A 25,822-nucleotide genomic window follows, 5' to 3' on the forward strand; every position below is an offset into this window, starting at 1 on the left:
CAACCCATGCTGGAGATTTACAAGAAACTCAACCCATCAATTTACGAACCGCCGTATACGAGACCCGTACGTACGGTGGTGTGAGAGGCGCACTCTGCCAGACATATGGTAGAGCCGTCTACTCGATTAGCAGCAGAATTTCTTTGACAGTCAACCCCGTGTATCACGATAGTCTCAACGTCTTTCTGAAAATGAGCCTCTTTTTCGTTTATGACAGTAACTGTTTTCTTCGGGTCTAGGTCACTATTGAATATCTTTTCTATTTCAGCGTCAGAACTGAAGATTAAAGAAACTTGGTCGCCTTGAATTGACCAAACCCCTTGGAAATCTTCCTCAATTCCCTCTATATGGTCTGAATCGCCTTCTATCTCTAGTTGAGCAGCTGGCTCAATCAATACATTCAAGTCGAAAGATTTGTCTTTCTTTAGGTGCAATCTAATATTCCCTATTTCTTCTTGGGTTTGGCTAAAAGTCAATTCATCAAAGTCACTATTCTGATTGCATGAGGTCCACAGTAACAAAACAAGTATTAGCGATAAGTAGGTCTTCATAATTTTGCTGCTAACTTATATATGTCTCATAAAGTTGCCCATACATAACCATATCAGGCTATGTATGTCTCATAAACTGGTACATATTTATTAAATATATAAATTTTATAGCCGTTTTAACTATTTGTCTTTTGTTTGGCTAGCTGGTAGAATATTTATTACTCCATTTGTTTTACCATATAGTAGTTTTCTAATGCTCTCTCCCGTGATTTTTTCAATTGTTTATGTTTTACGGTAAAACCTTGTTTCTCGAAAAAAGGCTTTGCTGTAATGCTTACTTCTGAATAAATTTCTTGGTTGTTTTGTGCTATTGCTTTCTTCTCTAGTTCTGCCAGTAATTGATTGGCGATACCCTGTCTTTGATAATTTTTGTGTATAAACATCAGGTCCAGGTAGCCGTCTGTTGCCAATGATGCAAATCCTATAATTTTACTGTCAAAAGCGGCTACTATAAAATATTGTTCTATAATTCTGGTATTCCATTTCTCGTGGGCCGAATGCCAGGAAGACCAATCATCAATTTCTTCTTGAGGGTAATCTTTTGAGTTTATGGTCTGTATGGTTTCATAAAATAGTTGTGTAATAGCGAGTATGTCAGAATTTTCTGCTTGTCTTATTTCTAACTTCATTGTTTGTGTTATAATTCAGCGTTAAATTGCTTGGTTTTCTGTCCTTTGGTCTTAGTGCTAATGATACTTGGCAGGACAAAATGTTATGAGCTAAACTAAGGATTATGTTGCACTTGCACAAGATTTCTTACCTGCCTGTATTTGTATTTTGAGAATGAACGCCAATGGATTATAGTAGTTAATGATTGCTTGGGTTTGGGTATTTTGTTCGTTGATGATCTAAAAAACAGGTGGTTAATAAATAGATAATAGCGGCGGCTAAACTTAAAATAAAATATTGGTCGTAAGTAATTTCATTATAGGTTAGTCTCCTTACTCCATCGTTACAAGCGGTACATTCAACAATAAGTCTCTTGCTTTCTAAAGCTGTTATTAGAATTGTTGTAGCAAAGAAAACGAAAACCGTAAAACAAGTTCTCTTTAATCTATGATGACGACAATAAAATTTTAGTAATAAAAATACCGCGACTGTAAAAAGTGCAAATGCGATTACAAAACTATTGCTTGCCAACAGATGGAAGTTTTTGCCAAAAAACTGGATATGATTACCATTAAAAAGCTTAAATAAAAATCTAACAAATTGTCGGTAGTAATCCTCTAATAAAAAGGCCAATGGAATGGATATAATTAGAATTGTAATGGTAACCAGAAAGGTTTTAGAATTATTTTTTACGCTTGTCCACATTTAATTTTCGGTTCTGTTGTGGTAGTTTAAATAAATTATTGTCTCTCTAATATACGTAATCTGTTCTTGCTTTAAATTGTGTGTTTTTTTTTGTTGTTAAGGAGGTTAAATTTGTTTTTTTAGCGAGTTCCCTGTTATTTACAAGTTTCTTCTATCAGTTTATCTGCGGCAGAGGAACCTATTTTATGGATAATGTTTAGCGTTTTACAGGCGCTCTCAATGTCTTTTTGCTGAATCATCTTTTGGGCTTCTTTTAGTTTCTGTTCAATAAAGTTATCGTCAAAACCTAGTTCTTTTTTGAGCGATTCTATTTGTGCTTCCATTTTAGGGTCGTTTTCACCCTTTCTTTTTTTCTCGTAGTAGTCAAAAACGGTATGCTGTAGCTGCTCTTGTATCTGATAGTTTGCTATTGCACTTTTGATGTCTCTGGTGGTTTTATTTGCACAAGTAGGGTTGTCCAGTGTGAAACTAACGGGTAGTACCAGCTTTTGTGTTTTGTACGTTGGTTTGCTGACAGTCCATTTTCCGCTGGTTAGTTTTATCAGCCGTAGGGCTTCATCGTCCAAATCTATTCCCAGCCCTTTGTCTACTTTGGCATAGAGGATGTTCCCGTTGTGGTCTATTTTAAATGAAACGTATATGGTGCCTTCTATACAGTGGTTTTTGGAATAGGAGGGGTAAACTTTGTTGTTGTTTAGAAATTGCTCTAATGTGTTTTTCCCGTCTTTAAATTGAGGGGGAGTCTGTAGGAAGGTTATCCATCCTATAAAAATAACAGATAGGTGATTGATTATCATGGTATTCATGCGTTATTTTATTATAACGCATGAAAGGTTAAAGTTGTTTAATTCGGTGGAATTATTATTCTTTATTTTGGATTTCGTTGAAAATCTTGTCCATCTTATCTACGTATTCATTGGTGTCGTCCAGAAAAAACTCTAATTGAGGGACACTTTTTACCTGATCTTTTATTTTTTTGCCCAGATTGTATCTTATTTCTGAGTTATGGCTCTTTATCTTTTTAATAGACTCTGTAGCATCAGGGACATTAAAAAAGCTTAAGAATACTCTTGCCATGCCTAAATCTGGTGATACTCTAACTTTTGTTACGGTAATCATAGAGCCGGGAATGAAGTTATTGCCATCTCTTTGGAACATTTCTCCTAAATCTTTCTGTATTACGCGGGCAAACTTTTGTTGTCTTTTGGATTCCATAATAATAAATTTAAACAGCTTTGACTGTTATGAACGTATCTATTGGTAATTGCTTTCTGTGTTTTATCTCCTGATAGCAAATTAATATAAAAAATTGTTAAAAGGGTATATTTTCTCGTTTACTGCTTTTACTCTCTGGTATAGAATGTCTTTTAGCTCGTCTGTGTTTTCTTTTGCTGTTGCCGATATAAATACTGCCGGAGAACTGTTTTTTGCCATCCAGCTTCTCTTAAAGTCCTCAAGAGTAAGTTGTGGGGCTTCCTCATTGTCTACCATCCACTCTTGTTCTGTTTCAACAGTGCTGTATGCATCAATTTTATTGAATACCGTTATTACTTCCTTATTGATTGCACCTAATTCTTTCAGCGTTTCATTAACGGTATTGATATGGTCTTCGAAGTTTGGATGCGATATATCCACCACGTGGATAAGGATATCTGCTTCGCGGGCTTCATCTAGGGTTGATTTAAAGCATTCTACCAGATGATGGGGTAGTTTTCTGATAAAACCTACCGTATCTGATAGGAGGAAGGGGACATTGTCTATCACTACTTTTCTTACGGTGGTATCCAGCGTAGCGAAAAGCTTGTTTTCTGCAAATACATCAGATTTGGCAAGCATATTCATAATGGTAGACTTGCCTACATTGGTATAGCCTACTAAAGCAGCTCTAACCAGATCTTTCCGGTTTTTGCGCTGGGTTAGATTTTGCTTATCAATAATTTTAAGCTTTTCTTTCAGAAGGGCCACTTTGTTATTAATCATCCTTCTGTCGCTCTCAATCTGAGATTCTCCGGGCCCACGCATACCAATACCTCCTTTTTGCCGTTCTAAGTGGGTCCACATCCGCGTTAAACGGGGTAAAAGGTATTGTAACTGGGCCAGTTCTACCTGTGTTTTTGCTTGTGCAGATTGTGCCCTACTGGCAAAAATGTCCAGAATTAAATTGCTGCGGTCAAGTACTTTTACCTTAAGCTCGTTTTCTATGTTTCTTACCTGCATAGGCGAAAGCTCGTCATCAAAAACAACCAGATCTATTTCTTCTGCGGTAACATATTCTTTTATTTCTTCCAGTTTTCCGGTACCTACAAAAGTCGCCCTGTCCGGTTTATGTAGTTTTTGCGTGAAAATATGCTGTGTTTCTCCTCCTGCTGTTTCTACCAAAAAGGCTAGTTCGTCTAAGTACTCTTGCTCTTTTTGCTCTGAGCTTTCCGGAGTTACTACGCCCACTAAAACTGCTTTTTCCTTTTTAGGTGCAGTGTCATGAAGTTTTTTTAATAGGGATTTTCTTGCCATATAATTTTACAAAGATACAAAGAAAGCATCAAGCTAAATAGCTATTGCTTGTTGTGCTACAATAAATTGACCATTTTTTATACCGTTTTTACTTTTTGAGAAAAGAACTATCTTTATAAAAAACAGTTGATGCAGAAAATTTTACTTTTAGGAGCCTTTTTGATTTTATTTTCGGAAGGGTTTGCACAGGATAAAGAAAGTACGAAGAGGCCTAAGCTTAACGAGAGCTCGGTAGTTATTGATGAAACAGGAAAGCAGTATAGCTATGAGGAGTGGAGCAAGATTTTAAAGAAAGGTGACTTTGGGGTAGTTTACAGAAAGTCTGACGGGAAGGATGTTTTTATGCTAAAAAGGTATACTGAAGAACAAAAGCGTGAACGGCAGGCGGCTATTCCCAAGCCTAAACCCAGTCCTGCATTTGAAACAGGATCTTCGTTTAGATATTCGGATAATAAAACTATAGATGGGGTAAAAATAAAAAAACAGGATCTTGTGGGTAAAGTTCTGGTCTTCAATTTCTGGTTTATTGCTTGTCCGCCCTGTCGTCAGGAAATGCCACATTTGAATGAGCTGGTTGAGAAATATAAAGACCGCGATGATGTTTTGTTTTTGGGAGTGGCCTTGGATGAAAGTTACGAGGTGGGCCAGTTTTTAAAAAGCACACCTTTTGCTTATCAGCAGTTAAGAGGTGGAAGGGCTATTTCTACAGCTTTTGATGTTAAGGCTTTTCCTACGCATTTGATTGTGGATAAAAATGGAGTTGTACAGTTTAGTGCACAGGGGTTTGGAAGGGGAACTATTCCATGGATAGAGAAAACGATTGAAAGCCTTCTGTAATATGTTTTTTTGATTTATCTGTTTGATTTACAAAAAGTTGGCTTGTGTTTTGTGGCAGGTATTATTCCTAAATAATCTGCTATGTTTGAAAAAAAGTATCACTATCAGGCTGTTTCACCAGTTGTGGAACGGTTCAGAAATCAGGGTTACGTAATGGATTTTGATTTTGTTGGCGATTGTTTGATTGCTAACAACGAGAAACTGGCACTGGAAGATGTGCTGATTACTGACCTTTATTGTTTGGAGAACGGACAGGATCTGTCCGAAGCGTCTATTGTTTATGCTATTTTATCGAAAACAGGACTTAAAGGTATTTATGTGACAGGATTGGGGATGCTTTCTGATGTTTTTAAGGCGAAGGAGCCTGATTTATTTGTTTAAAAAAAGCTCCACAGTATTAATAGCGTTCGAGAGCCTATCTTCTAAACCTCCGACTTCTGCATAGTTTGCATTGATAGATTCCAGTTCATTTTTCCAGACGTTAAAAAAATAATCTCCCATTCCTTTAAAGTTCCTCAACGGGTCGTCCTGCCAGGGCAAGTCGTTTTTTAGCAGCAAGAAGAAGTCGTAGGTTCTTTTGGGTATTTCCTGAATAACGGGTTGTGGCGCTTTTCCAAACTGGTGTTCGCTCCATACTTTTACGGTAAGAAATACCGTATCGCAAAAAAGCAGGTTATTGGTAACCACAGAAGAAATGGCTTCTTCCAGCGCAATTTGTCCAAAAAACATATTTTCTTCGTCCTGAAATGTACATTCTCCCTCCAGGTTCTCACAGTAAAAGCGGGCATATTCCGGAACCCATAAACTACCAAAGTGCTTTGCCAAACCTTCTGTAATAGTGCTTTTACCGGAAGATTCGGGACCTACAACGGCTATTTTAATGAGTTTGTTGTTTTTTGTTTCGGGTTGCTCGTCCATTGTTTTATTTGCTACTGTTTGATTTTTGTTTTTAGGTTATCCCAGAATTTCTTTGATGTCTTCCTCTGATAACGATTTTATAAAGCTTTCTTCTGTTGTAATCAGAGATTTGGCTACGTTAAGTTTCCTGTTCTGTAATGCCAGTATTTTTTCTTCTACGGTGTCTTTTGTAATAAACTTATAGATGAATACATTCTTTGTTTGCCCTATTCTGTGGCTTCTGTCAATGGCCTGTTGTTCTATGGCCGGGTTCCACCATGGATCCAGTATAAACACATAATCTGCTTCTGTTAAGTTAAGCCCTACGCCACCAGCTTTAATAGATATCAGGAAAACTTGTATTTCTTCGTTTGTTTTAAATTCTTCAACAACTTTTCCCCGGTTTTGTGTGGCGCCATCTAAATAAGAATATGCTATTTTGTTCTCGTTGAAATAGTTGCGGTAAACTTCCAGCTGTTTTACAAACTGAGAGAAGATAAGTACTTTGTGTCCTGCCTCAATAACGCTTTGCAGTTTATAAATAACATCGGTAAACTTGCTTGATTCGCCTGTATATTCCGGGTCTATCAATACCGGATGATTTGCAATCTGACGTAATTTGGTTAAACCCTGCAACATTTGTACCGGAGATTTGGAAAACTCGCCATTTTCAAGAGAACGTAAGATCTCGTTCCTGTATTCGGATTTTGTTTTCTCGTAAAAGCTTGCCTGATCTTCTGTCATTTCACTATAAAACAAGTTCTCGGTTTTTGGAGGAAGTTCGGAGGCAACCTGTTCTTTGGTTCTTCGCATCACAAAGGGTTTTATAAGTGCCTGTAGCTTTTGCGCTTTTTCTTCGTCTTTTTTCTTCTCTATGGGTTGTACAAATTCTGATTGAAAAAATGATTGGGAGCCTAATAATCCCGGGTTAATGAATGACATTTGTGTCCATAGATCGTTTACGGTATTTTCTACCGGTGTACCGGATAATATAAGTTTAAATCTGGACTTGAGCTGTTTTACCGCTTTAAAAGACTTTGATGTTGGGTTTTTAATGTTCTGACTTTCGTCTAAAATAATGTAGTTGAAATAAAATTCTTTAAAAAGGTCTATGTCTATACGACTTATTCCGTAGGTGGTAATCACCAAATCGAATTGACTCAGATGCGAGATGTCTTTTTCCCGGTTTGATCCTGTATGGGTATATATCTTTATTTCGGGAGTGAACTTTTTGGCTTCATTAATCCAGTTATAGATTAATGATGTTGGCATTATTATCAACGATGGGGTATGTATGCCTTCTTTTTGATTATCTTCTTTACATTTTTGTAGTAAGGCAAGGGTTTGAATGGTTTTTCCTAAACCCATGTCGTCTGCCAGACATCCCCCAAAATTGTATTTTTGAAGGAAATGGAACCAGTTATAACCGGCATGCTGATAGGGTCTTAAAGTTCCCTGAAAATTTAGAGGTGTATCTATCTGTTCTATATTTTCGAAATCGGCCAGTCGTTGCAGTTTTCTGTCCATGGTAACGCTGGCCAGCTCGCTATTGGCAAAGTCGTGTACCAATCCAACATGTAGTTTTTTTAAGGTCAGGTGGTCTGATCCTTCAGAAAAAGAAAGCAGGTTGCTGTATTGCGAAAACCATTTTTCCGGAATAATAGCAATTTCTCCGTTAGGCAGGGTAAACTCTCTTTTTTTGTTGAGTATATGGTTTTTTAACTGTATAAATGGGATCCGGTAATTTCCAAAGTATACAATGGCGTTAATGTCAAACCAGTCGTTGTTTTCCTGTATTTCCAGATCAATTTTACTGTTTCCTATTACATATTTTTGGGCGCTGGTATCGGCTTCAAACAAATATCCTTTTTGGGTAAGGGCTTCGTGGTTTTCGCTTATCCAGTCAAAGATACTGAGCGATTTATCGCTTTCTTCTTTTTTATCCTCATCCACTTCAAAATGGACAAAAAGATTTGAGTTTTTACGTAACCCCAGCTTTATCAATTCAGCTATTTTATCCTTTTCCCATTTTAATGATCTTTTGATCCGATGAAAGAAATAGTCGTCACCAGTTTTCTCCATTCTTACACTTACTTCCGTATCGTTACCGGCCGGGAAAACATATCCGGCATATTTGAAATAGAGCTGTAATTCTGAAATTCCACTGGGCACATATACTACTTTTAGCAGGGGTATAGCGTCATGCTTTTCTGTATTAATGGAAAAACCTTCAGCATATACATGGTGCTTTTCTATCAGTGGAGCAACAAATTTTTCGAAATAAGTATGTTCTGATGTTTTGGGAATAGAAATATATCTTTTGTTAAGAAAGGGTTGCAGCTTTTTTCCTTCTAAATTCTGTTCAAAAAAGTACAACGAGTTTTCTAAAAGTAGTAGCGCAGGCGAATTGGATATCAGCTGTGCATCTTTAAACATAAACTCTATTCTAAAACCCTGGTATTTTATAGTGGGGAAGTAGCGTGTTTCTGTTTCGTTTCTTCTGAAATGGAAAAGTACGGTTGCCGGCTCTTCTGTAATATTTACTTTTTTTTCTACCGGCCACCCTTCTTTGCTCATCAAAAAAACTTCTTTTTCGCGAAGCAATGGCAAGGCTTCTGCAATTTTCTTTTCGAGTTTTGGTCTTAAAGTATCGTATGTTTTGTCGTCCCAGTTTTTAGTGAAAAACTCGAGCGGACGTATATTTTTTTTGAAATACTTTTTGATAATGGCATCCTGTTCAAGATTGTCCAGTATCTTGATGAGTTTCAGGTCATCCTCAGCAATATGATGGATAAATTCTTGCGCTGTATTAGAAAAAATTCTTTGGTAGGTTAAAGAGAAACTCCCGTTCTGGTTTAGCTGAACAATGTGAGGCTCTATTAAAAAACCTAAAAAATCGTGTTTTGCTAACGAATATACTAACTTACAAGGCTTCTGACTATCTACTCTTAACATCCGACAAAAATTTTTAGAAGTTAAAAGTGTAAAAGGCACTAAAGTAAGAATAAATTGCATATTCTGGCTTCTTAAACCATAAAATAATTATGCTATAAATTGGGGACTAGGTTAATTGAGAGAATAGATACTCGCTTTTTGAAAAGAAGAGTGAAATTAAATTATGGAATAATTGTTTTTTAAGTAAATTGGGTGTTGATAAAAAATAAACCTTTTCGTTTGTTGAAATGAAAAAACATTACATATTTCTATTCATTTACTTCGTTTTTATTAACTTTTTATTTGCCGTTCCTAAAGTAGAGAAAGCAACTAAGCCTGCCTGGGTTTTGCATCCTAAGGAAGAGGGTAAAAATGTCTCTTTAAAATCTGTGAAGGAAGGATATTTCTACAGACTGATAGATAATCAGGTTAATGTTGAAACAGAGTCTGATTACGCACATTTTGTACTGGATATTGTTTCTAAAGTTGGTGTACAGCAAGCATCTAACATTTCGGTAACTTTTATGCCTGCTTATCAAAAACTTACTTTTCATGAAATGCTGGTATGGCGTAATGGAGAGGTAATTGATAAGCTAAAAACGAATGAGATAAAGGTTATCCAGAGTGAAAGCGATTTGTCTAGCTTTCTGTACCATGGTTCTTATTATGCCCATATTATTCTGGATGATATTAGAGAAGGAGACAGGATTGAATATGCTTATACTGTTCAGGGAAGAAATCCGGTTTTTAAGGGAAAATATAGCCAAAACCTGTTTTTTGATGATAGTGTCCCTATTGCCCAGCTATATAAAAGGCTTATTGTGGGTAAGGACAGAGTAATGCAAATCAGAAATTTTGGACAGGTACCTGCTGTTCATAAAACGGTTGATAATACTTATCAGTACTACGAATGGAAGGGCGTGAATATTAAGGCTGTTGAATTAGAAGATAATATTCCGGGATGGAAAAGTATTTATTCCAGGGTAGAGGTTTCTGAGTATAAAGACTGGCGCGAAATAGCAGATTGGGCAAATGCTTTAAACCTGGTTAAGGAGATTCGTGAGGGTGTATTAGGCGAAAAAATAAAGTTTTTTAAGGATAAACATCCGGGCTATCATAAAGAAGGGTTTATTAAAGAGGTTATTGGCTTTGTTCAGGATGAAATCCGTTATATGGGGGTAGAAATAGGTGTTTATTCCCATAAAGCTAATTCTCCGGAAAAAGTGTATAAGCAACGTTATGGTGACTGTAAAGATAAATCTGTATTACTAGCCAGCATATTGAGGAGTGGAGGAATTGATGCGAAAGTTGCGCTGGTGAACTCATACCGCGGTAGTGTTTTGGAAGAGAGCCTGGTGTCGCCGTTACTTTTTGATCACATGATTGTGTATATCAATCATAAAGGGCGATCTTATTTTATTGATCCTACGATTTCTTATCAAAGAGGTGGTTTATATAAGCTGTATTGTCCAAAGTATTATAAAGCATTGATACTTTCTGATGGACAGAATAAGCTCACAGATATTCCTCAGCAACCTGTTGAATTAGGGAAGATTAAGGTTGAGGAGAGTTTTTTTGTTTCTCCGCAGGGGGATACCTCTAGTTTAGTGGTACGAACAGTTTACTCTGGAAATCATGCAAATGATATGCGATATAGGATTGCTTATGCCGGAGAGGATGATATGTCTAAGGAATTTCTGACCTATTATCAAAAAATATACCAAGGTGTTGAAATTGCCAAGCCGCTTAAAGTGAGAGATAATGAGTACGAAAATATATTGGAGATTGAGGAAAGTTATGATATAAAAAATCTGTGGACGTTGCAGGATAATAATAAACCTCATTTTTATTTTAATGCGGGTATAATTAGCTCTTATTTAACACAGCTTACTGGGAATAGAAAATTACCATTGGCTCTTAGTTATCCTCTTGATATAGAGTATAACGCATACTTTCACATGTGGTCTCCCTGGAATGTGAAAAAAGCAAATTACGAAGTTAAACGAGATGCTTATGAGTTTTCGTATGAAACGAAACTTAATCAAAATATTGTTTCTATAAGCTATCGTCTTAAAACCCTGAAAGATCATATTGCTGTTGAAAAGCTGGACGAATATGGAAAAGACCGGACTGAAATGGACAAAACTTTCGGGTTAGAACTTTTTTATTCAGCAGGCGGTATGTCAGGAGGTCAATCTCTGCTTCTTTGGGGTAAAGTTATACTGGCTTGGGTTGCAGTAGTTTTAGCAGTGCTTTTGGCTTACCTTATTTATAAAAAACCTTCGGGTTACACTATTAGCTATAAAGAGTACTTTACATTGCAGACGCAAAGTTTGGGCTGGTATGGAATTTTATTTGTTCTGATAATTCTGTGGTCTTTTATACAGTTTCTTGGTCTTTTATATAATGTTTTTGGGGAGGTAGATGGTTTAGAGTATTCCGAATGGGAGTTTGTAGCTGTTTTGACAGTGCTATTTAATTTAATATGGATATTGGTAAATGTTGTAAATATTGTTCTGGGAGTCTTGGTGCTTACCTTACTTGGTAGCAGGAGGGTTGAAACCATAAAATATGCTAATATATGGTTGCTTTTAAATTTGGCCTGTCTGCTTTTGTTTTGGGTTTATAAAGAGTGGCAGGAAGGGCAGGTCTCTGCAGAATTAAGGGTTTTTGTGTTTTTGATGCTGGCTATTTTTATGACTATATGGTATTTCTTCAAAACAGCAGAATCAAAGGACCTTATTTTTAGGGTACCTTATCCATATCCTAATCGGTCATGGCTTAATGTACCTTTGAAATCAGCAAGTGTGGAAGAAGATAAGGGAACGGATGCATTGCCTGAAAATGAATAGTTTGGGAAGGCAAGGCAATGTTGTTTAACCTGCAGTCCCATAATTAAGGTGATTTAGTTGTTTCTTTATTCAGAAAGGCAGAAGGGGTTAGTCCGGTTACCTTTTTAAAAGCCCGGTAAAAGGCTGCTTTTGAGCCAAAGCCGCAGTTATAGCCAATACCCTCAATAGTAATATTCAACGTGTCTATAATGAGGAGTTCTTGCTTTGCTTTTTCTATTCTTGCGGAATTAATGACATCAACAAAGCTTTTCTGAAAGTACCTGTTTATAATTTCTGACAGCAGATAGGGAGGAATGTTGAGTTCGCTAGCCATTTGTTTCAGGTTAAGACTCTCGTGATAGAGCAATGGATTATGATGCAAGAAATCTTCAATCATTTGTCCGTATTCTTTTACCCTTTGTTCTGTTTGTACAGAATTGGTATACCTGGTTTTTTCTTCCGGTTGATTATCTATAAGAGTCAGATCATGGGTGAAAATAACTGATGTTTTTAACGATTTATATACAATAATAAAATAGATAAGGGTGCTAAAATAGCCTAAAACCAGACTGCTAATATGGGCATCTCCAACAATCAGAACAGTAGGAGAAAGTAAAAAAGAAAATATGACCAGTAAGATAATAAGATCCCGAAGCCATTTTAATCGTATAGATTCAATTTTGGTATATCGGGCGTTTAGTTTTTTTAAATAGCTGTTTATGGTAAAAATGCTGGCCAATAGATAGGCTACAAAATAACCTAACATACCAAATAGCAATAATATATTGATTACAGAATATTGGCTATTTCTTGCGGGGTCTGTATAGTAATATTTACCTAGTTTGTCGGGTTGTTTGGTCAATAATAAAAGAAATAAATGCACTATGGCTGGAAAAAAAACGATGAGGTGCCAGAGATCCTTTTTATAAAAACCTTCACCAGTAAGGGAACGACAGTAAAAATAGAACAGTGGGCCAATAGCACAAAGTATAATTCCACAGAAGGGATCAAAAAAAGGAATTTGTTTAAGAATGTTTGTTTGTAAAAGGACGTGTTGTATGTGAATGAACGAGAAGCAAAAAAGGAAATAACCTAAAAGTTTATTGGATAGGGATGCCTGATACCTGAACAGTAAAATAAAGGAAAAGAACCACAGATGTAACCAGCAAAAAGCGGACAGATAAAATGAAAAAGAGAGGTTATTGGTTATCATTAATACTCGTGGAATGCTAATCTGAGTATAAAGATACGTTTTTGTAGATGGCGTCTGAAAAATTGTTTTGTCATTTTTACCAACGGGAGGGGCTGTATCAAAAATAAAAACGTTGTCATTTGGATGAGTACAGCGAAGAGAAATCTCTTTCCTAAGTACTTCTGAAAGAGATCCCTCCGCTGTGGTCGGGAAGACAAGGTCCTTTTGATACAACCCCTTCCCCCTGTCGTTGGTGACAAAATGTGGTGGTTCGGGATTTTGGATCCCTCCTTATTTATCTATAAGAACCTGTTAGATTTTTATAAACAGGTGTTTGACTTTTGTTGAAGGACTATTTATATTAACCAGATAAGTGCCGGCAGGTAAATTTGAGATATTGAGTAAGAAGGTGTTGACTCCCGGTGCTAACATATATGATGTGGAGTGGTATAGTTTTCCGTCAATCCCGTTAATGGTTATTTGTGCCTGTTCAGTATTTGTAGAACTTAAGGTCAACTCTATTTTTTCGGAAGCAGGGTTGGGGAATAGTTTTACTCCTTTTTCGATATCAGGAAAGTTAATGGCTATGATATTACTGGAATAACTTACAGTCCCATCTTTATCAACGGCTTCTATCTTGTAATAGATATTGCTGAAATAGTTTGGCAGATTATTATCTATGAATGAGTAGATAGTTTCTTCATTGGTATTTCCTTTGGCAGTAGGAATGCCTATTGTCAAATATTTTTGAGTATCTGTACTTCTGTATATCCTAAAGAAATCTACATTTTTCTCGGCTACTGTTTTCCAGTTCAGCATTACAGCTTCTTCGTGTTTTCTGGCAGTGAAAGAGGTAACCTGCAGAGGAAGTACATCTGGCTTTATATAGCGAAGGGCTATATTGCTTAACGTTAATTCTGCAGAATTACCTATTGGTAAACTATTGTTGTTTCCGGTGAACAATAAAGCATTCAGGGGCTTATCTGATGTTAATTCAGCGGAAGCAAAGTTACCTAGACGAATTCCATCAACCCAAATGTCAAAAGATCTGGTGGGGGAGGAGTATTCTTGGGTGTTACGAATATATTTTTGTGTATTTGCTGAATTATTACAATATAGTTCTACCTGGTATGTTCCGCCTTTAACAAAGGATGCATTAGGAATGGCAGTGTTGGTAATTGTTGATCCTGATTTTGTTCTGTTAGCCAATGAAATGGTATTTCCAGATCCAATAGTCCAGTTTAAGGAAGTAAATAATTCTTCTTGTATAGCGGTTAAAATACCTGTGCCGTTGTTAAATAAAGTGGATCCACCTGCGTGGTTTCCTATGGCAAGTGTCCATACACCATTATTGGGTGAATTGTTAAAAGACATCTTGAAAAATAAAGCTGTAACGGGTGAAGATTCGGTTTCGTACAAGGAGAATTTACCCACTGCACCGGCGCTTGAAGCTGTCATTTTTAAAGCAGCAGGTGTTTCTGTATTTAAAAGGTCAAATCTGGCGTTGCCGGACGAACCTATTCCTGTTCTGGCATAACCCTGGGTAGGATAAGGTAAAAATCCCGGACTGGCGCTATGAGATATGGAGTATCCCGGTGTTGTTAATGAGTTTCCTTGTGTTCCTGTCTGCGTTCCCAGGTCGTAGTTAAAATCATTGCTTTGCCCTACCCATTCTCCCGGACTATCCGAGGTTGCCAATCTGGTAAGCTTAATAGTTTGGGAAAAACCGTTTTCAAGAACAAATGTTGCTGTTACAAGTCCGTTTTGTGTATCTATACTTGCCAGAGAAGGATTTTCTGCAATAGACCAGTCTCCGTTTAGTGTTAATGTAACTGTTGTAGGTCTGGCAAGCCAATAATAATCAAAAGAAGATTTGTCTTGTGTGTTTAGGTCGGGACAGTTGATGGTGACAATGAGAGAGTCTGTATGGGTGGTTGTGTTTAAGCCCTGCCTTATTCCAACCAATGCTTTATTGGAGATACTTTTTACAAAGCCAATGTTGACATCTGTTTGTGCTTTGAAAAAAACATAAGCGGTTAATTTTTTCGGCAGATAGCTAACAGCATGAACGGCATCTGTTTGCATCAATACTTTATAGAGTGAACCATCTTCAAATTTGGAAACCATATTTTGCATATTTGAAGGCGTTATATCTGGTACCGCAACAAATTGGTAGTTTCCATTGTTAGGTTGTGTGCCATGGTTAATCCAGGCTTTGCTGGCGTTGGCACTTGCTGTTTGGTTAACCTCATTGCTTGACTCTACAGGTGTAGATTGTGAACCTCTGTATATGGAAACTCCTCCGTTGCCTTTAGGAATGTAATATCCTGTTTTCTGTGAATTTAAAATCCATATACCTGACGCTTCTGTTGATAACGAACTATTGTAGGTTCCGGTAAAAGGCGTGACAGAGTTAATGTATATGGCCGGATTGCTATTGGTGGTAATGGCCTGAAAAAGGTTAGTTGCCACATTACCGAGACTATTACTTGTAGAAATATTACTGCCCAGACAAACCAGAAAATCATCAAATGCAAAAACAGATTTTTTAAATTTAAGATTACTGGTTGTATAATTTGATTGAGCATTTTGTGAAAAATCCATTCCAAACACACCGTTATCACCTAAAGAAAGTCCTCCGGCAAACGTTCCTGTCTGAAACTCTGTAGCGGTGGCTTGTGAGGGGCGCAGTCCTGTAAAATCTGGGAAATGTACGGTAGTGGTACCGGGCATTACATTCCAGTCCCATCCATTACCGAGATTAATATACCCGCTTGCAGCTAAGCTTCCACTATACAGAAACTCCAGAGAGCCGTAACTTTGGTATCTTCCCCAGCGATTGTCTTCTACATAGATTTCTGATCCAAAAATCTTGTTAGTAAATCCTCGTATTACGGCGGTCCAGTTTTTTTTACGATGTACAGCCATTGCACCATAATTAAAACTGTAAAAGCCATCAAAAGAGGTCTCTGTAACCGAAAAGGTATTTGTCCCTGTGATGTAGTTGTAAAAGGCGGCCATATTGGGGTCTGCAGATGTTCCTTTGATATCTCCTCCTATTTCTACCAACTTTCTGAAATTCGTTAAACTGACGGGGACAGAGCTCTGAAAAGGTGTTCGGCCTGATTCTGCCTGAGAAAAAACAGTTCCTTTTGATGTGGCTAAGAATAAAGATTTTATTCCCAGAGACATATTGTTGTATGCGGTCTGATTGATTCTAAAAACGGTTCCTGTTAATTTTTGTACCAAATCTATCCAAACTCCCCAAGCGGTCATATAACTAACGTGATGGGACTGATGATGGTATCCTACTCCATCGGGTTTCATTCCATCACGGGCACCAAGAGCGGGGATGGTGTTGCGTTCCATAAAACGTTTTATACACTTGATATCTCTTACTGCTGCCTCATCGGGTTGTAGCAAAGCTATATCAAATAATGTTTTCGATTTAAGATTTAGAAAATCTACATTATAACCTGCCAGGAAATCTGTTTCGTAAATGATATTGAATTGATGAGACCACTTTAACATTTTAATAACTTCATTTCTGAGATTTTGAGGGTAGATTCCGGTTTTTAAAGCATCTATAAAGCCTAAAGGAAAGTCTCTGGCCGCGTTATAGTAGTTGGTTCTCAATGTATTTCGTCCTCCCTCGGCAAGTCCCTGGTCAATAAGATATTCTGTAAAAAGCAACAATTTATTGCCAGCGTCATTATCGTTGTTATTGATATATGCTTTGGCCAGGTAACCACAATAGGTAGACATTAATGCTAAGGTGTCGGGGTCATGAAGATTTAGAAGACCTCTGCCTCTAAGGCTGTTGTCGGGGTTTCTTAATATTGCAGAATAAGTCACATAATCTTTTGCTGTTTTAAGGTTAGCTGATGATACTGTTCCGACTGGAGTCTGGAATCGGCTGCGAGTAATTTGTAATCCGGTAAACTCATCTTCATTGGGTGGAGTAATAGAAATGTCGGGGGTATTTTTCCAGCTTTCAAAAGCGTTTGGATATTGTGAGTTTACTACATTTTTTTTGAAATGATGGTAATCTAAAGTCATGTGAGGACCGGGTGTTCTTATTTCAGAATCTCCAATAAATTTTACCGCATCAAGGTATATAGGGCGGATGCTTCCTGCGCTTTGAGGTTTGTAGGTTATTATGCATTGGTTTAAAGGGAAGGGAGTAAGAGTATTACCATTATTGTAATCATAATAGTAGCTTCTGTGGTATTCTCGCCAGCCTTTAAAATTTAATAACATTCTGCCTTCTCTGCGTTTGGTGCCATCATTATCAAAAAATTGGAATAGTAAAGTATCTTGCGAAACTTCTGTACTATAAATAAAGATTTGAGCAGAACCTGTACTTGTACTGGCTACTTCTGTCTGTGGTATTGCAAGGTTTATGGCTTTTAACAGGTCTCCTTTTGCGGCAGTCCATTGAAGGGATTGCGTTCCATCTTTATAATGTTCATTATTGAGAGATAATGGAGTGGTACTGTTGGTGCTCCAATTTGATGGTATAGCACCATTAAAGTTTACATAACGTTGTTGTGCATAAGAAACCAGATGTAAACAGATTAAAAGAAAGGTAAGTATTGTAGTAGGTCTCATAGAAAAAGGGTGTTTAGCCTGTGCAATACATTTGATTTGACAGCTGTCAGGCAGGTTTATAGTATGAAGATATCCTGGAATATAGACCACATGTTTTTTAATTCCAGGATATCTCTTTTAGGTTGGTTTATGAGCTTTAGTTTAGGAATTTTGTTCTTAATGTTCCTATTGCCAGTACATATACTCCTGAAGACAACTGTGGTAATTGAATAGAAATCTGATTTAAGCCATAGGAAACCTGAATTTTTTTATTCAATATTTTGCTTCCTTTGATGTCTGTTACTATTACCTCAACTTCTGTGTTTTTATTATTGTTATAAAACGAAGCATTCAATAGTCCTTTCTGGTTGATTATTTTTAAGTCACTTTCAGGGTTTAGTGTTGTATTTATGGCAATGATGTCGGAAAAACTTTCTTTCCCGTCAAAATCTACCTGCTTAAGCCTGTAATAGTTTGTTCCTGGTAAAGGCGAGTTATCAGAAGCGCTATAGTCAATGCGTGTTGTAGAGTTCCCATTTCCTTCTACTTTAAGAATGTTCTGGAAAGATGTTTTGTTATCGGATCGTTGAATCTCGAAATGAGAATTGCCCTTTTCGGATGCGGTTGTCCACCTAAGCTGCACTGTGTTGTTAGTATACTTTCCTGTAAAAGAAACCAAGGAAACAGGAAGGGTAGATGAAGTTGTGCTGATATAATCCAGATTAATATTACTAAGCTCTATAGCTGCCATGTCCAGTTCCGCTATTCCGGTACCGGTACCATTACCCGTACTGAACACTGCTATTGAATTTAACGATAGTCCGGGTGTTATTGGTGACTCACCCGTCTCCGCAATATCGTATTCTCCTATTTTTGCTCCATTTATGAAAAGATGAGAGGTTTGTGGCAAAACAACATAAATATTGGTGTTTATCACATAATACTGATTGGTTGCTGTGTTGTTACAATAAATATCAAACAAATTTTCAGAATCATCTGCATTGATAGTAATTGCGGTTATGGAGTGAAACGAGGCGGTCCCGCTCCCATTTTCCGTTCCTTTTTTGGTTACTTTTCTATGATAGAAAAGCATAGCGGCGTTATTGGGTTTGTATTGAAGACGGAAAGACGTGAAAATAGATTCTTTACTTACGGAAGTAACATCGGTATTTATTCCTTCTCCTCCTCTAAACCACGAGCCATTTCCTGAAACTCCGGTTCCGGTATTATTACCAATTACTATATCATAGAAGCGATCATATCCGGGGATTACACTATTTCCGCTACCATCTTTATAATGGGTTTTTAGTTTAAAGGAAAATTTGGTTGCAGCTTTGGCTTTACTACCATCTATATCGCGTATAATGAACTTATTTATACCATTGGTAGCAGCCATTTTAAAAGACTCGATTGCACCTCCGTTTTTAATGAGACTGTATTTTGACTGTGCTCCTGTAGCTGTTCTTATTTGTAAATAAGAAGAGGTTCCGGCTGGTGCGGGAAACCAGCCCGTTGCGGCCGCGGTTGAATAAGGTGTTGCTGTACCTAAATCTATTGGTGTACCTTCTGCTGTAAAGAAGGAGCCTGCACCACTTGCTTTCTGTATAACAAAAGAAGACTGGTAACTGGTATGACGGTTACCGGTAAAATCGTAAGACCATTTTGACGTCTGACCATTCCAGTTTCCCTGGGCATTTGCAGCCGTAAATGCCAGGCATAAAAACAGGGTTTGTAGTTGTTTTTTCATCATGATTTGTTTTAAGGTTTGAAAAATTGATTGTTTATAATGGTTTATTTAGGGCAAAAAGAACCCGGAGAGGAGGTTTTTAGTATTGAACCTTGCTGATATACAGCTTGTTCAGTTTTGAAACGCTCCTCCCGATGAGTACTTTTCTTAAAATTGTTTTTGCTCTGTACTTGTTGAGCTTATTTAATTATGAATCTTTTTTAATGTTATAAAAACCAGTTTTTATAACGAGCCAAGGCTTCCAGATAATAGTAGTCTGCATAAATAAGTGGAACATCTATTTCGCTGTTTAAGGCGAGTGCCCCTGTGCTATGCATTAATAAAAAACCTCCATTTTCGCCTTCCTTAGATTTGTAGTTGTCACTTGCTAAAGATTTGATCATGGTTTTTGCGGCATGAAGGTATTTCTGTTTGTCAGTTGTTGAGTTTGTGTATCTGTTTAGTTCCAATAAAGCAGAGGCTATAATGGCCCCGGCAGAAGCATCCCGTTTTGCATAAGGGATCATAGGGGCATCAAAATCCCAAAAAGGAATCATATCCTCTGGTAGGTTGGGATGGTTTAAAATAAATTTAGCAATACCATCTGCCTGCTTCAGATATTTTTTGTCTTTGGTAAACCTATACATCATGGTATAGCCGTAAAGAGCCCAGGCCTGTCCTCTTGACCAGGCAGAACAATCTGCAGCACCTTGCCAGGTAGCTTTTCTTAATATTGTGTTTTTTTCCAAATCATAATCTATAATGTGATAGGAGCTGAAGTCTGGACGAAAATGATTTTTTAGTGTAGTGTTTGCATGTTCTATAGAGATTTTTTTGTACTTGGGATCTCCACCTTCATTACTTACCCAAGTTAGCATCTCAAGATTCATCATGTTGTCTATAATAACCGGGCAATTGAAATATTTATTTTTGTTCCAGCTTTGGATAGATTTGATAGATGGACGATAGCGGGTAGCCAAAGATTCTGCTGAACGGAAGATAATATCTTTATACTCTGGTTTTCCTGTAATTCTATAGGCATTTCCAAAGCTGCAATACATCATAAAACCCAAATCGTGGTTGTCTGTATAAGTTTGGTTAGGCTCTATGGTTTTTAGTGCTTTTTCTGCTTCTTTAAGTATTTCTGTATCTTTGGTTTGCTCATAAATGTACCATAAGCTTCCTGAAAAGAAGCCGCTACACCACCACTGAATATCTCTTGCATCTATTTTTCCCAATTCGGCTTTCCAACTTTGTGGGGTAAGGTTTTCGGGTGTGTTTTTAGCCAATAGTTTATATTGTGTGGCGGCAAACTTAAACTCATTGTCAATAAGCTTGGACATCTCGTCCGAATCTTTCTGTGCCTGGGCATGTGGGGATCCAAGCCCAAGGGTTAGGGTTAATATTAAAAGTGCTTGTTTCATTTATTCTTTTAGCTTTTTTGTATGTATTCTTTTATTATTTATTTGACAGGGATAGTGACTGTAGCTCCCTTGTAATCATTTGCAGGCATCTTACAAACAATAGACTTTGTGTTTCCTTTATACTTTAGTGTAATATTTATCTCGGTTGCCTGGTGTAAGGGGGCCGAAATATATAATGTTGGGTTAGTGTTTAAACCGGTAAACATTAATGTACATGGCTGATCGGTTTCTATAGAAATCAGATTGTGTTCAAGCGATGTTTTTTGATAGAAAACAGCCTGTAAGATGTCTAAAGATTTATGCCAGGTGGCCTGCACTTCCGGGGAGTTTGCTAAGAGTTGGATTTCATCCATATTAATTGTCTTTAGCTCGTTTTTATTTTTGATGCCTGGCCTGATAATGTAAGAATAAGAGGTGTTTGAAGGGTTTGTTCCATGGTTTATGAACGCCTTAAATACCTGTCCTTCCAGTTGCTTTTTATCTCCATTAAGCTGGTTTATTCTATGCCAACTGCCGGATTGTGTAGCTGTGGATACAGTAATGTTTGTTTGCTGCGGGAACAGATAGGCTATTCCATCGTGTAATACCCATTTTGTGTCTGTAGTAAAAGAGTCAGCATTATTTTTTACAGATTGGTTGTTTTCCGTTTCGACACCACCTGATAGCCAGCACTGGTTAATTGTTGTTGTTACGGGAAGTCCTAAAGCAGATGTTATACCTGCTCCCAGACATACTACTTCGTTGTCAAAAAGAAACCATGCTTTTTTTGCGCTTAAACTGTCATGTTTAACTTCCATGGTTGCAAGTCCGTAAATTCCGTTGCTTACTCCGCCCACAAAATCAGTACTGCCGGGTACACGCCATTCTTGTTTAATGAGGGAGCCGCTATCATCAGGATAATCGTGAGAAGTAACCCCGGGAATCTTATCCCATTCCCACACAGGCATGATGTTGAGATATTCTTTTCCGCTTACCTGTATATTGGTAGCTCCGTCTGACAAAAATTTGCCCAAAACGTTCTCGTTATTGCCTCTTTCGGTTCTTAAAGTTCTGTTTGAGGCTGATTGTACACTAAATGTGTAAGCAGGTCGGGTGTGTAAAGCGTATCCTGCTTTCCAATAATATTGGTTACCTGGTGATATGTTGTAAGATCCTGGTTTCTTTTCTGTAATTCTTCTGATTGCCGAATCCCAGGTGGGATTGTTTTTAGGATCGATTATTTTTAATTTTTGAATTAATGGACTAATTTGGCCATATAAGGAATCTTTTCTACTGATCCCACGCCCTCTTACATTGAAGTCGTAGACATTGCCTCTGATGGTTTTAAGAAAGGTGGTGTTTAAGAAGTCTACCAATATCTTTAATTTTTCGGCAGGTAAAGCATATTCCGTCCCATGTAGATAGTATGCTGCATCGATAGAGTTACCTACAAAAACTCTTCCGTAGCTGGCTATGGCCTGTTGCTTCCCATGTTGGAAATAACTTCCATCCAGCTGGAGACCGGTTTTATCATTATTTATAGCTATAGGTTCATAAAGGTAGGTTGCTGCTGAGTCCAGTACTTCTCTTTTTTCTGTTAAACAGGCCCTAAATAAATAATGCAAAGCCTGATCGGAAGTATTGGCTCCGTCTCCTGCTTTTAACTTTCTCATCATTCTGGATATTAATTTGGCTTCCAACTCTGCAGATAGAGGTTTATTGGACTCCCGCATGATGATCATGATTTTCCCTAAAGCTTGTGGATAATAAATATCATTGTACCACCAATTGGGGTTTACAGGGTTTTTTATATACCAGTTTTCTAGTGAACGAATCAGCGCTCCATAAACATCCTGATCTTTATATAAATCGTTAGATGTACGGGTATAAGCCATAGCCATGTCAACCATACGTCTTAATGGATTGGCCATTGCATTGCTATAATCTATATCAGACCAGCTTCCATCAGGTTTTATCCGGGGAAGCTCTCTTTTTACTTTGGAGGCTAATTGTTTATCGTCTACACCTTCCTGTAAGTCTTTATCAATGCGCTTCATAATTTTGCTATAGGGTTCCCCAGCCCATACTTTAGAGCTGAGGATTACCATTGACACCATTAATGTCAAACAATTGATAAATTTCTTTTTGTGGAACTTCATGTTTTTTTTGTTAGTCAGTCACTTTTATGTTGAATTCTATAATCTTTGATTTGGAACCACCTGTAGTTGTTCCGAAGCATATAAATGAGGCTTTATAAACGCCTTTTTGTGCATATTTATGAACGTAGATGTTATTATTCAGAGACGAGGTGACATTTTTAACAATTGCAGTGGGTACATCAGGTGATGTTACATTCACAAAAATAGATTTGCTTAAAATCCAACTGGTATTATCTGGTTGAGTGGCAGCGCCTCCAACAATAGTTAAAGCAGTGTTTGAAGCAACCCATCGAGCATTCGCAGGAGTTCTCACGTTAGCAAATACAGTCCAATACCGACTATCGTTTTCCAGACTCAATAATGTCTGATTAGCTTCTGCTGTTGCTACTCCTGATATAACCAGATTGCTGATTGTCCAGGTTGGCTGAATAGACCCCATTTTCCCCATGTATTTAAAGGCAATTAGTAAAGAATCGTTCCCGTTACTCATTAAATCAGTTAGGTTCACGCTACCCGAGTTGACAGCTGTTGCGCTAGTGGCTAAAGCAAATCTACTGGTAATATCTGTCCAGGGAGCATTGATTACGGTTACAGAATCTCTGGATTTTAGCTTGGTGGTTGCTAAAACCTGTAGGGTATTTGTTTGGGTGCTATTTGCTGCGGTGGACGTAAAAGACATTACTGGCTGGTTTTCGCGATGATTGCGTTGATGGTTGATATAGCGATTACCGGCAGCTCCATTCCAGAAAGTGATATTATCGCTATACCCTGTTATTTCAAATTTACAGGTATCTCCCAATTTGAAAACTAGCGTATCCCCAATTATAGATCTTGCATTACTAATTTTAATGTCTGTTGTTGGGCTGGTTGGCTTAACGTCTTTTTGACAAGCACTAAATAATGACCAGCTAATTAACGATATAATGAATATTTTTTTCATTTCATGTTATGTTTTAGTAACCAGGGTTTTGTTTCAATTCTCTGTTTAGGTTAAGCTCGTAGGTTGGCTTTGGCAATAAGACATGGCGTTGTGTTATTCCCTGAATACCCAAATAACCATTGTTGTTTCCGGTAGAAGAATTGGTAATATCATTTTGTAAAGCATAGGATGAAAAAGCAGACATATCATCAACAAAATTTCCCCATCTTATTAAATCTGCTTTTCTTGAGGCTTCAAAACATAGCTCGCGCATTCTTTCGTCTTTTACAGCCTGAAAAAATTGTGTTTTGCTTAATGCCGGGTTCAATAGATATTCGGAACCATTAGTTATGGTTGCAGTAGCAGTAGCGGTTGTTCCGCTTGCCGGTGAGGCTATAGTTATGGTAGGAGCAGAGGTGTAATAGCTTCCTGCAACAAAATCTACCCGATTCTCCAGTTTAATACCTGTCACTTTACCAGAAGAGTTTACTACGGCAACAGCAGTTGCTCCGGCGCCGCCACCTCCTGAAATAGTAACTGCAGGGGGGGTAGCAGATGAATATCCGGACCCGCCATTAGTAACCGTAATGCTTTTTACAATATTCCCGTACATGGTTCCATAAGCTCTTTTACGGACCTCATTAATGGCATCATATGCTTCCTGAGGAGGGGTAGTATATTCAGGTAACATGTTCAATGCTTCGGCTTTCATTAACAATACATCTGAATAGCGTATTACAGGCCAGTTGATATTGTAGGTACCGTTAAGTCTGGAATCTTGTGGACAATATTCTCTTCTGAATTTACCACAAGACATTTGCCATATATTGTTTCTGGCTGCTTTAACTCTTTTGACATCACTGGTAGAAAAATAATAGTCAGCACAGTTCCAGTCTCTTCTAATGTCGTAAGATGCTTTATTAACCAGAGTGCTGTTAGGGTCTACCTGATAACTATCAAAAAGTTTTTTTGTAATGCTTACCCAACTGGCTGCATTATATGAGGTTGGGTCGAAGGTTCTGTAACCAGAGGTCACTCCTATAAAATTACCAATGTCATTTCCTGTTTTATTGGTTACCCCTGCTGCTGCGCCAAAGGATCCCCATTCGAGAATCATTTCACGAACATCGTATTTGTCCTGACATAAGTTAATAAAGATTTGTCTATAATCGGGATTGAGGCGATGAATGCCTGAGTTGATAACTTTGTTTGCGTAAGTAACTACATCTTTATATTTTTCTGTTTTGTTAAGAGGGAAGCCTGCCCAGTAAAGGTAAATTTTTGCAAGCATGGCCTGTACCGCGGTAATGGTTACCACATCACTATAGCCTACAGACGTTACAGTTCTGTCTTGTAGCAGTATTTCTGCTTCTTTCAGGTCTGCTTCCATTTGTTGGTATATTTGTTCCTGAGAGGCCGCCGGAATGTTTACTTCGCCAATGCCCGGACTTTTTAAAATGAGAGGAACCTCTCCGAAGTTGGTGGTTAAAATAAAATAATTGAATGCTCTTAAAAACAGGGCCTGTCCTTTAATATAACCACGTTTCTTCTCGTCCATAGTGGGTTTGTTAATGTTTTCCAACAGCATGTTGGCATTATTTATTCCCAAATAAGGCCATCTCCAAACATCAGAGATATAGGTGTGGCCAGCAGAATAAGAAGAATAGTAAACACCTCTGGCTTCACCATTTACAGGTCTGTTTGGTAACATTTCATCCGTGGTACTTGTGAAATTGTAATTCAATACCTGTCCGTACATTCTTTCATACATCATATTACTATAAATTCCATTTAAAGCCACTTGTAGCTGATCGGCGGTTTCATAATAATTTGCCGGAGTATATGAATCAGTAGGTTTAGTATCCAAAAACTTTTCGCATGAAGAGAATACTGTCCCTGCAAGCAGTAATGTTATAATGAATTTATTTTTCATGTCTTCGCTTATTAGATTAATAATG

General features: G+C 37.6%; 17 protein-coding genes. 3 read left to right on the top strand and 14 right to left on the bottom strand.

What is annotated here, in order from left to right:
• Positions 1-41 precede the first annotated feature (41 nt).
• The 5 genes from ACFSAH_RS14985 to hflX form a co-directional block, all read right to left on the bottom strand.
• Positions 42-551 carry a hypothetical protein gene (locus ACFSAH_RS14985; protein WP_379663548.1) on the bottom strand — a complete coding sequence of 170 codons (510 nt, stop codon included), beginning with the start codon at positions 549-551 and terminating at the stop codon, positions 42-44.
• 158 nt (positions 552-709) lie between these two features.
• Positions 710-1,180 (bottom strand): GNAT family N-acetyltransferase, encoded by a 471-nt coding sequence (locus tag ACFSAH_RS14990; protein ID WP_379663549.1) that lies wholly within the window; start codon positions 1,178-1,180, stop codon positions 710-712.
• Between the two features lie 819 nt (positions 1,181-1,999).
• On the bottom strand, positions 2,000-2,671 hold the full coding sequence (locus ACFSAH_RS14995) for a TonB family protein (RefSeq protein ID WP_379663550.1): 672 nt from the start codon (positions 2,669-2,671) through the stop codon (positions 2,000-2,002).
• 55 nt (positions 2,672-2,726) lie between these two features.
• Positions 2,727-3,080: a 30S ribosome-binding factor RbfA gene (gene rbfA, locus ACFSAH_RS15000; protein WP_379663551.1), complete on the bottom strand. Its 354-nt coding sequence runs from the start codon at positions 3,078-3,080 to the stop codon at positions 2,727-2,729.
• 81 nt (positions 3,081-3,161) lie between these two features.
• Positions 3,162-4,376, bottom strand: coding sequence for a GTPase HflX (gene hflX, locus ACFSAH_RS15005; protein WP_379663552.1), 1,215 nt, complete (start codon positions 4,374-4,376; stop codon positions 3,162-3,164).
• A 129-nt stretch (positions 4,377-4,505) separates the two neighbouring features.
• On the opposite strand from hflX, the gene ACFSAH_RS15010 reads away from it, so the two are divergent.
• Positions 4,506-5,213 (top strand): TlpA family protein disulfide reductase, encoded by a 708-nt coding sequence (locus ACFSAH_RS15010; protein ID WP_379663553.1) that lies wholly within the window; start codon positions 4,506-4,508, stop codon positions 5,211-5,213.
• Positions 5,214-5,294: 81 nt separating this feature from the next.
• A complete protein-coding gene (locus ACFSAH_RS15015) occupies positions 5,295-5,594 on the top strand; it encodes a hypothetical protein (protein WP_379663554.1) in 300 nt (99 codons plus the stop codon).
• Here ACFSAH_RS15015 and ACFSAH_RS15020 read toward each other — a convergent pair.
• Together ACFSAH_RS15020 and ACFSAH_RS15025 are read right to left on the bottom strand one after the other, a co-directional pair.
• Complete coding sequence (locus ACFSAH_RS15020) at positions 5,583-6,131, bottom strand: AAA family ATPase (RefSeq protein WP_379663555.1); 549 nt, start codon at positions 6,129-6,131, stop codon at positions 5,583-5,585. The genes ACFSAH_RS15015 and ACFSAH_RS15020 overlap by 12 nt on opposite strands.
• A 36-nt stretch (positions 6,132-6,167) precedes the next feature.
• Entirely contained in the window at positions 6,168-9,065 is a 2,898-nt protein-coding gene (locus tag ACFSAH_RS15025; RefSeq protein ID WP_379663556.1) for a DEAD/DEAH box helicase, read from the bottom strand.
• A 227-nt stretch (positions 9,066-9,292) separates the two neighbouring features.
• Between ACFSAH_RS15025 and ACFSAH_RS15030 the strand changes: the two genes are divergently transcribed.
• The gene (locus ACFSAH_RS15030) at positions 9,293-11,896 is read left to right on the top strand and encodes a DUF3857 domain-containing transglutaminase family protein (protein WP_379663557.1); all 2,604 of its coding nucleotides are present in this window, start codon (positions 9,293-9,295) and stop codon (positions 11,894-11,896) included.
• A gap of 43 nt (positions 11,897-11,939) precedes the next feature.
• Here ACFSAH_RS15030 and ACFSAH_RS15035 read toward each other — a convergent pair whose 3' ends face one another.
• The 7 genes from ACFSAH_RS15035 to ACFSAH_RS15065 all read right to left on the bottom strand — a co-directional run bounded on the left by ACFSAH_RS15035 (position 11,940) and on the right by ACFSAH_RS15065 (position 25,797).
• The gene (locus ACFSAH_RS15035) at positions 11,940-12,737 is read right to left on the bottom strand and encodes a helix-turn-helix domain-containing protein (RefSeq protein WP_379663558.1); all 798 of its coding nucleotides are present in this window, start codon (positions 12,735-12,737) and stop codon (positions 11,940-11,942) included.
• A gap of 642 nt (positions 12,738-13,379) precedes the next feature.
• The gene (locus ACFSAH_RS15040) at positions 13,380-17,678 is read right to left on the bottom strand and encodes a polysaccharide lyase family 8 super-sandwich domain-containing protein (RefSeq protein ID WP_379663559.1); all 4,299 of its coding nucleotides are present in this window, start codon (positions 17,676-17,678) and stop codon (positions 13,380-13,382) included.
• Between the two features lie 136 nt (positions 17,679-17,814).
• Positions 17,815-19,407 (bottom strand): hypothetical protein, encoded by a 1,593-nt coding sequence (locus ACFSAH_RS15045; RefSeq protein WP_379663560.1) that lies wholly within the window; start codon positions 19,405-19,407, stop codon positions 17,815-17,817.
• Between the two features lie 203 nt (positions 19,408-19,610).
• Positions 19,611-20,807: a glycoside hydrolase family 88 protein gene (locus tag ACFSAH_RS15050; protein WP_379663561.1), complete on the bottom strand. Its 1,197-nt coding sequence runs from the start codon at positions 20,805-20,807 to the stop codon at positions 19,611-19,613.
• A gap of 38 nt (positions 20,808-20,845) precedes the next feature.
• Entirely contained in the window at positions 20,846-22,843 is a 1,998-nt protein-coding gene (locus ACFSAH_RS15055; protein WP_379663562.1) for a polysaccharide lyase family 8 super-sandwich domain-containing protein, read from the bottom strand.
• 112 nt (positions 22,844-22,955) lie between these two features.
• On the bottom strand, positions 22,956-23,885 hold the full coding sequence (locus ACFSAH_RS15060) for a DUF5017 domain-containing protein (protein ID WP_379663563.1): 930 nt from the start codon (positions 23,883-23,885) through the stop codon (positions 22,956-22,958).
• A gap of 13 nt (positions 23,886-23,898) precedes the next feature.
• Positions 23,899-25,797: a RagB/SusD family nutrient uptake outer membrane protein gene (locus ACFSAH_RS15065; RefSeq protein WP_379663564.1), complete on the bottom strand. Its 1,899-nt coding sequence runs from the start codon at positions 25,795-25,797 to the stop codon at positions 23,899-23,901.
• Positions 25,798-25,822: the final 25 nt, after the last annotated feature.

Origin of the sequence: Pseudopedobacter beijingensis, assembly GCF_042678145.1 — a bacterium.
Classification (GTDB): domain Bacteria; phylum Bacteroidota; class Bacteroidia; order Sphingobacteriales; family Sphingobacteriaceae; genus Pseudopedobacter; species Pseudopedobacter beijingensis.

Bases quoted from the DNA above. Each gene is read 5' to 3' on its own strand.
- ACFSAH_RS15040 (WP_379663559.1), bottom strand. From the start codon at position 17,678: ATGAGACCTACTACAATACTTACCTTTCTTTTAATCTGTTTACATCTG.
- rbfA (WP_379663551.1), bottom strand. From the start codon at position 3,080: ATGGAATCCAAAAGACAACAAAAGTTTGCCCGCGTAATACAGAAAGAT.
- ACFSAH_RS15050 (WP_379663561.1), bottom strand. From the start codon at position 20,807: ATGAAACAAGCACTTTTAATATTAACCCTAACCCTTGGGCTTGGATCC.
- ACFSAH_RS15045 (WP_379663560.1), bottom strand. From the start codon at position 19,407: ATGATGAAAAAACAACTACAAACCCTGTTTTTATGCCTGGCATTTACG.
- ACFSAH_RS15060 (WP_379663563.1), bottom strand. From the start codon at position 23,885: ATGAAAAAAATATTCATTATATCGTTAATTAGCTGGTCATTATTTAGT.
- ACFSAH_RS15030 (WP_379663557.1), top strand. From the start codon at position 9,293: ATGAAAAAACATTACATATTTCTATTCATTTACTTCGTTTTTATTAAC.
- ACFSAH_RS14995 (WP_379663550.1), bottom strand. From the start codon at position 2,671: ATGAATACCATGATAATCAATCACCTATCTGTTATTTTTATAGGATGG.
- ACFSAH_RS14985 (WP_379663548.1), bottom strand. From the start codon at position 551: ATGAAGACCTACTTATCGCTAATACTTGTTTTGTTACTGTGGACCTCA.
- ACFSAH_RS15055 (WP_379663562.1), bottom strand. From the start codon at position 22,843: ATGAAGCGCATTGATAAAGACTTACAGGAAGGTGTAGACGATAAACAA.
- ACFSAH_RS15020 (WP_379663555.1), bottom strand. From the start codon at position 6,131: ATGGACGAGCAACCCGAAACAAAAAACAACAAACTCATTAAAATAGCC.
- ACFSAH_RS15015 (WP_379663554.1), top strand. From the start codon at position 5,295: ATGTTTGAAAAAAAGTATCACTATCAGGCTGTTTCACCAGTTGTGGAA.
- ACFSAH_RS15065 (WP_379663564.1), bottom strand. From the start codon at position 25,797: ATGAAAAATAAATTCATTATAACATTACTGCTTGCAGGGACAGTATTC.
- ACFSAH_RS14990 (WP_379663549.1), bottom strand. From the start codon at position 1,180: ATGAAGTTAGAAATAAGACAAGCAGAAAATTCTGACATACTCGCTATT.
- ACFSAH_RS15025 (WP_379663556.1), bottom strand. From the start codon at position 9,065: ATGTTAAGAGTAGATAGTCAGAAGCCTTGTAAGTTAGTATATTCGTTA.
- ACFSAH_RS15010 (WP_379663553.1), top strand. From the start codon at position 4,506: ATGCAGAAAATTTTACTTTTAGGAGCCTTTTTGATTTTATTTTCGGAA.
- hflX (WP_379663552.1), bottom strand. From the start codon at position 4,376: ATGGCAAGAAAATCCCTATTAAAAAAACTTCATGACACTGCACCTAAA.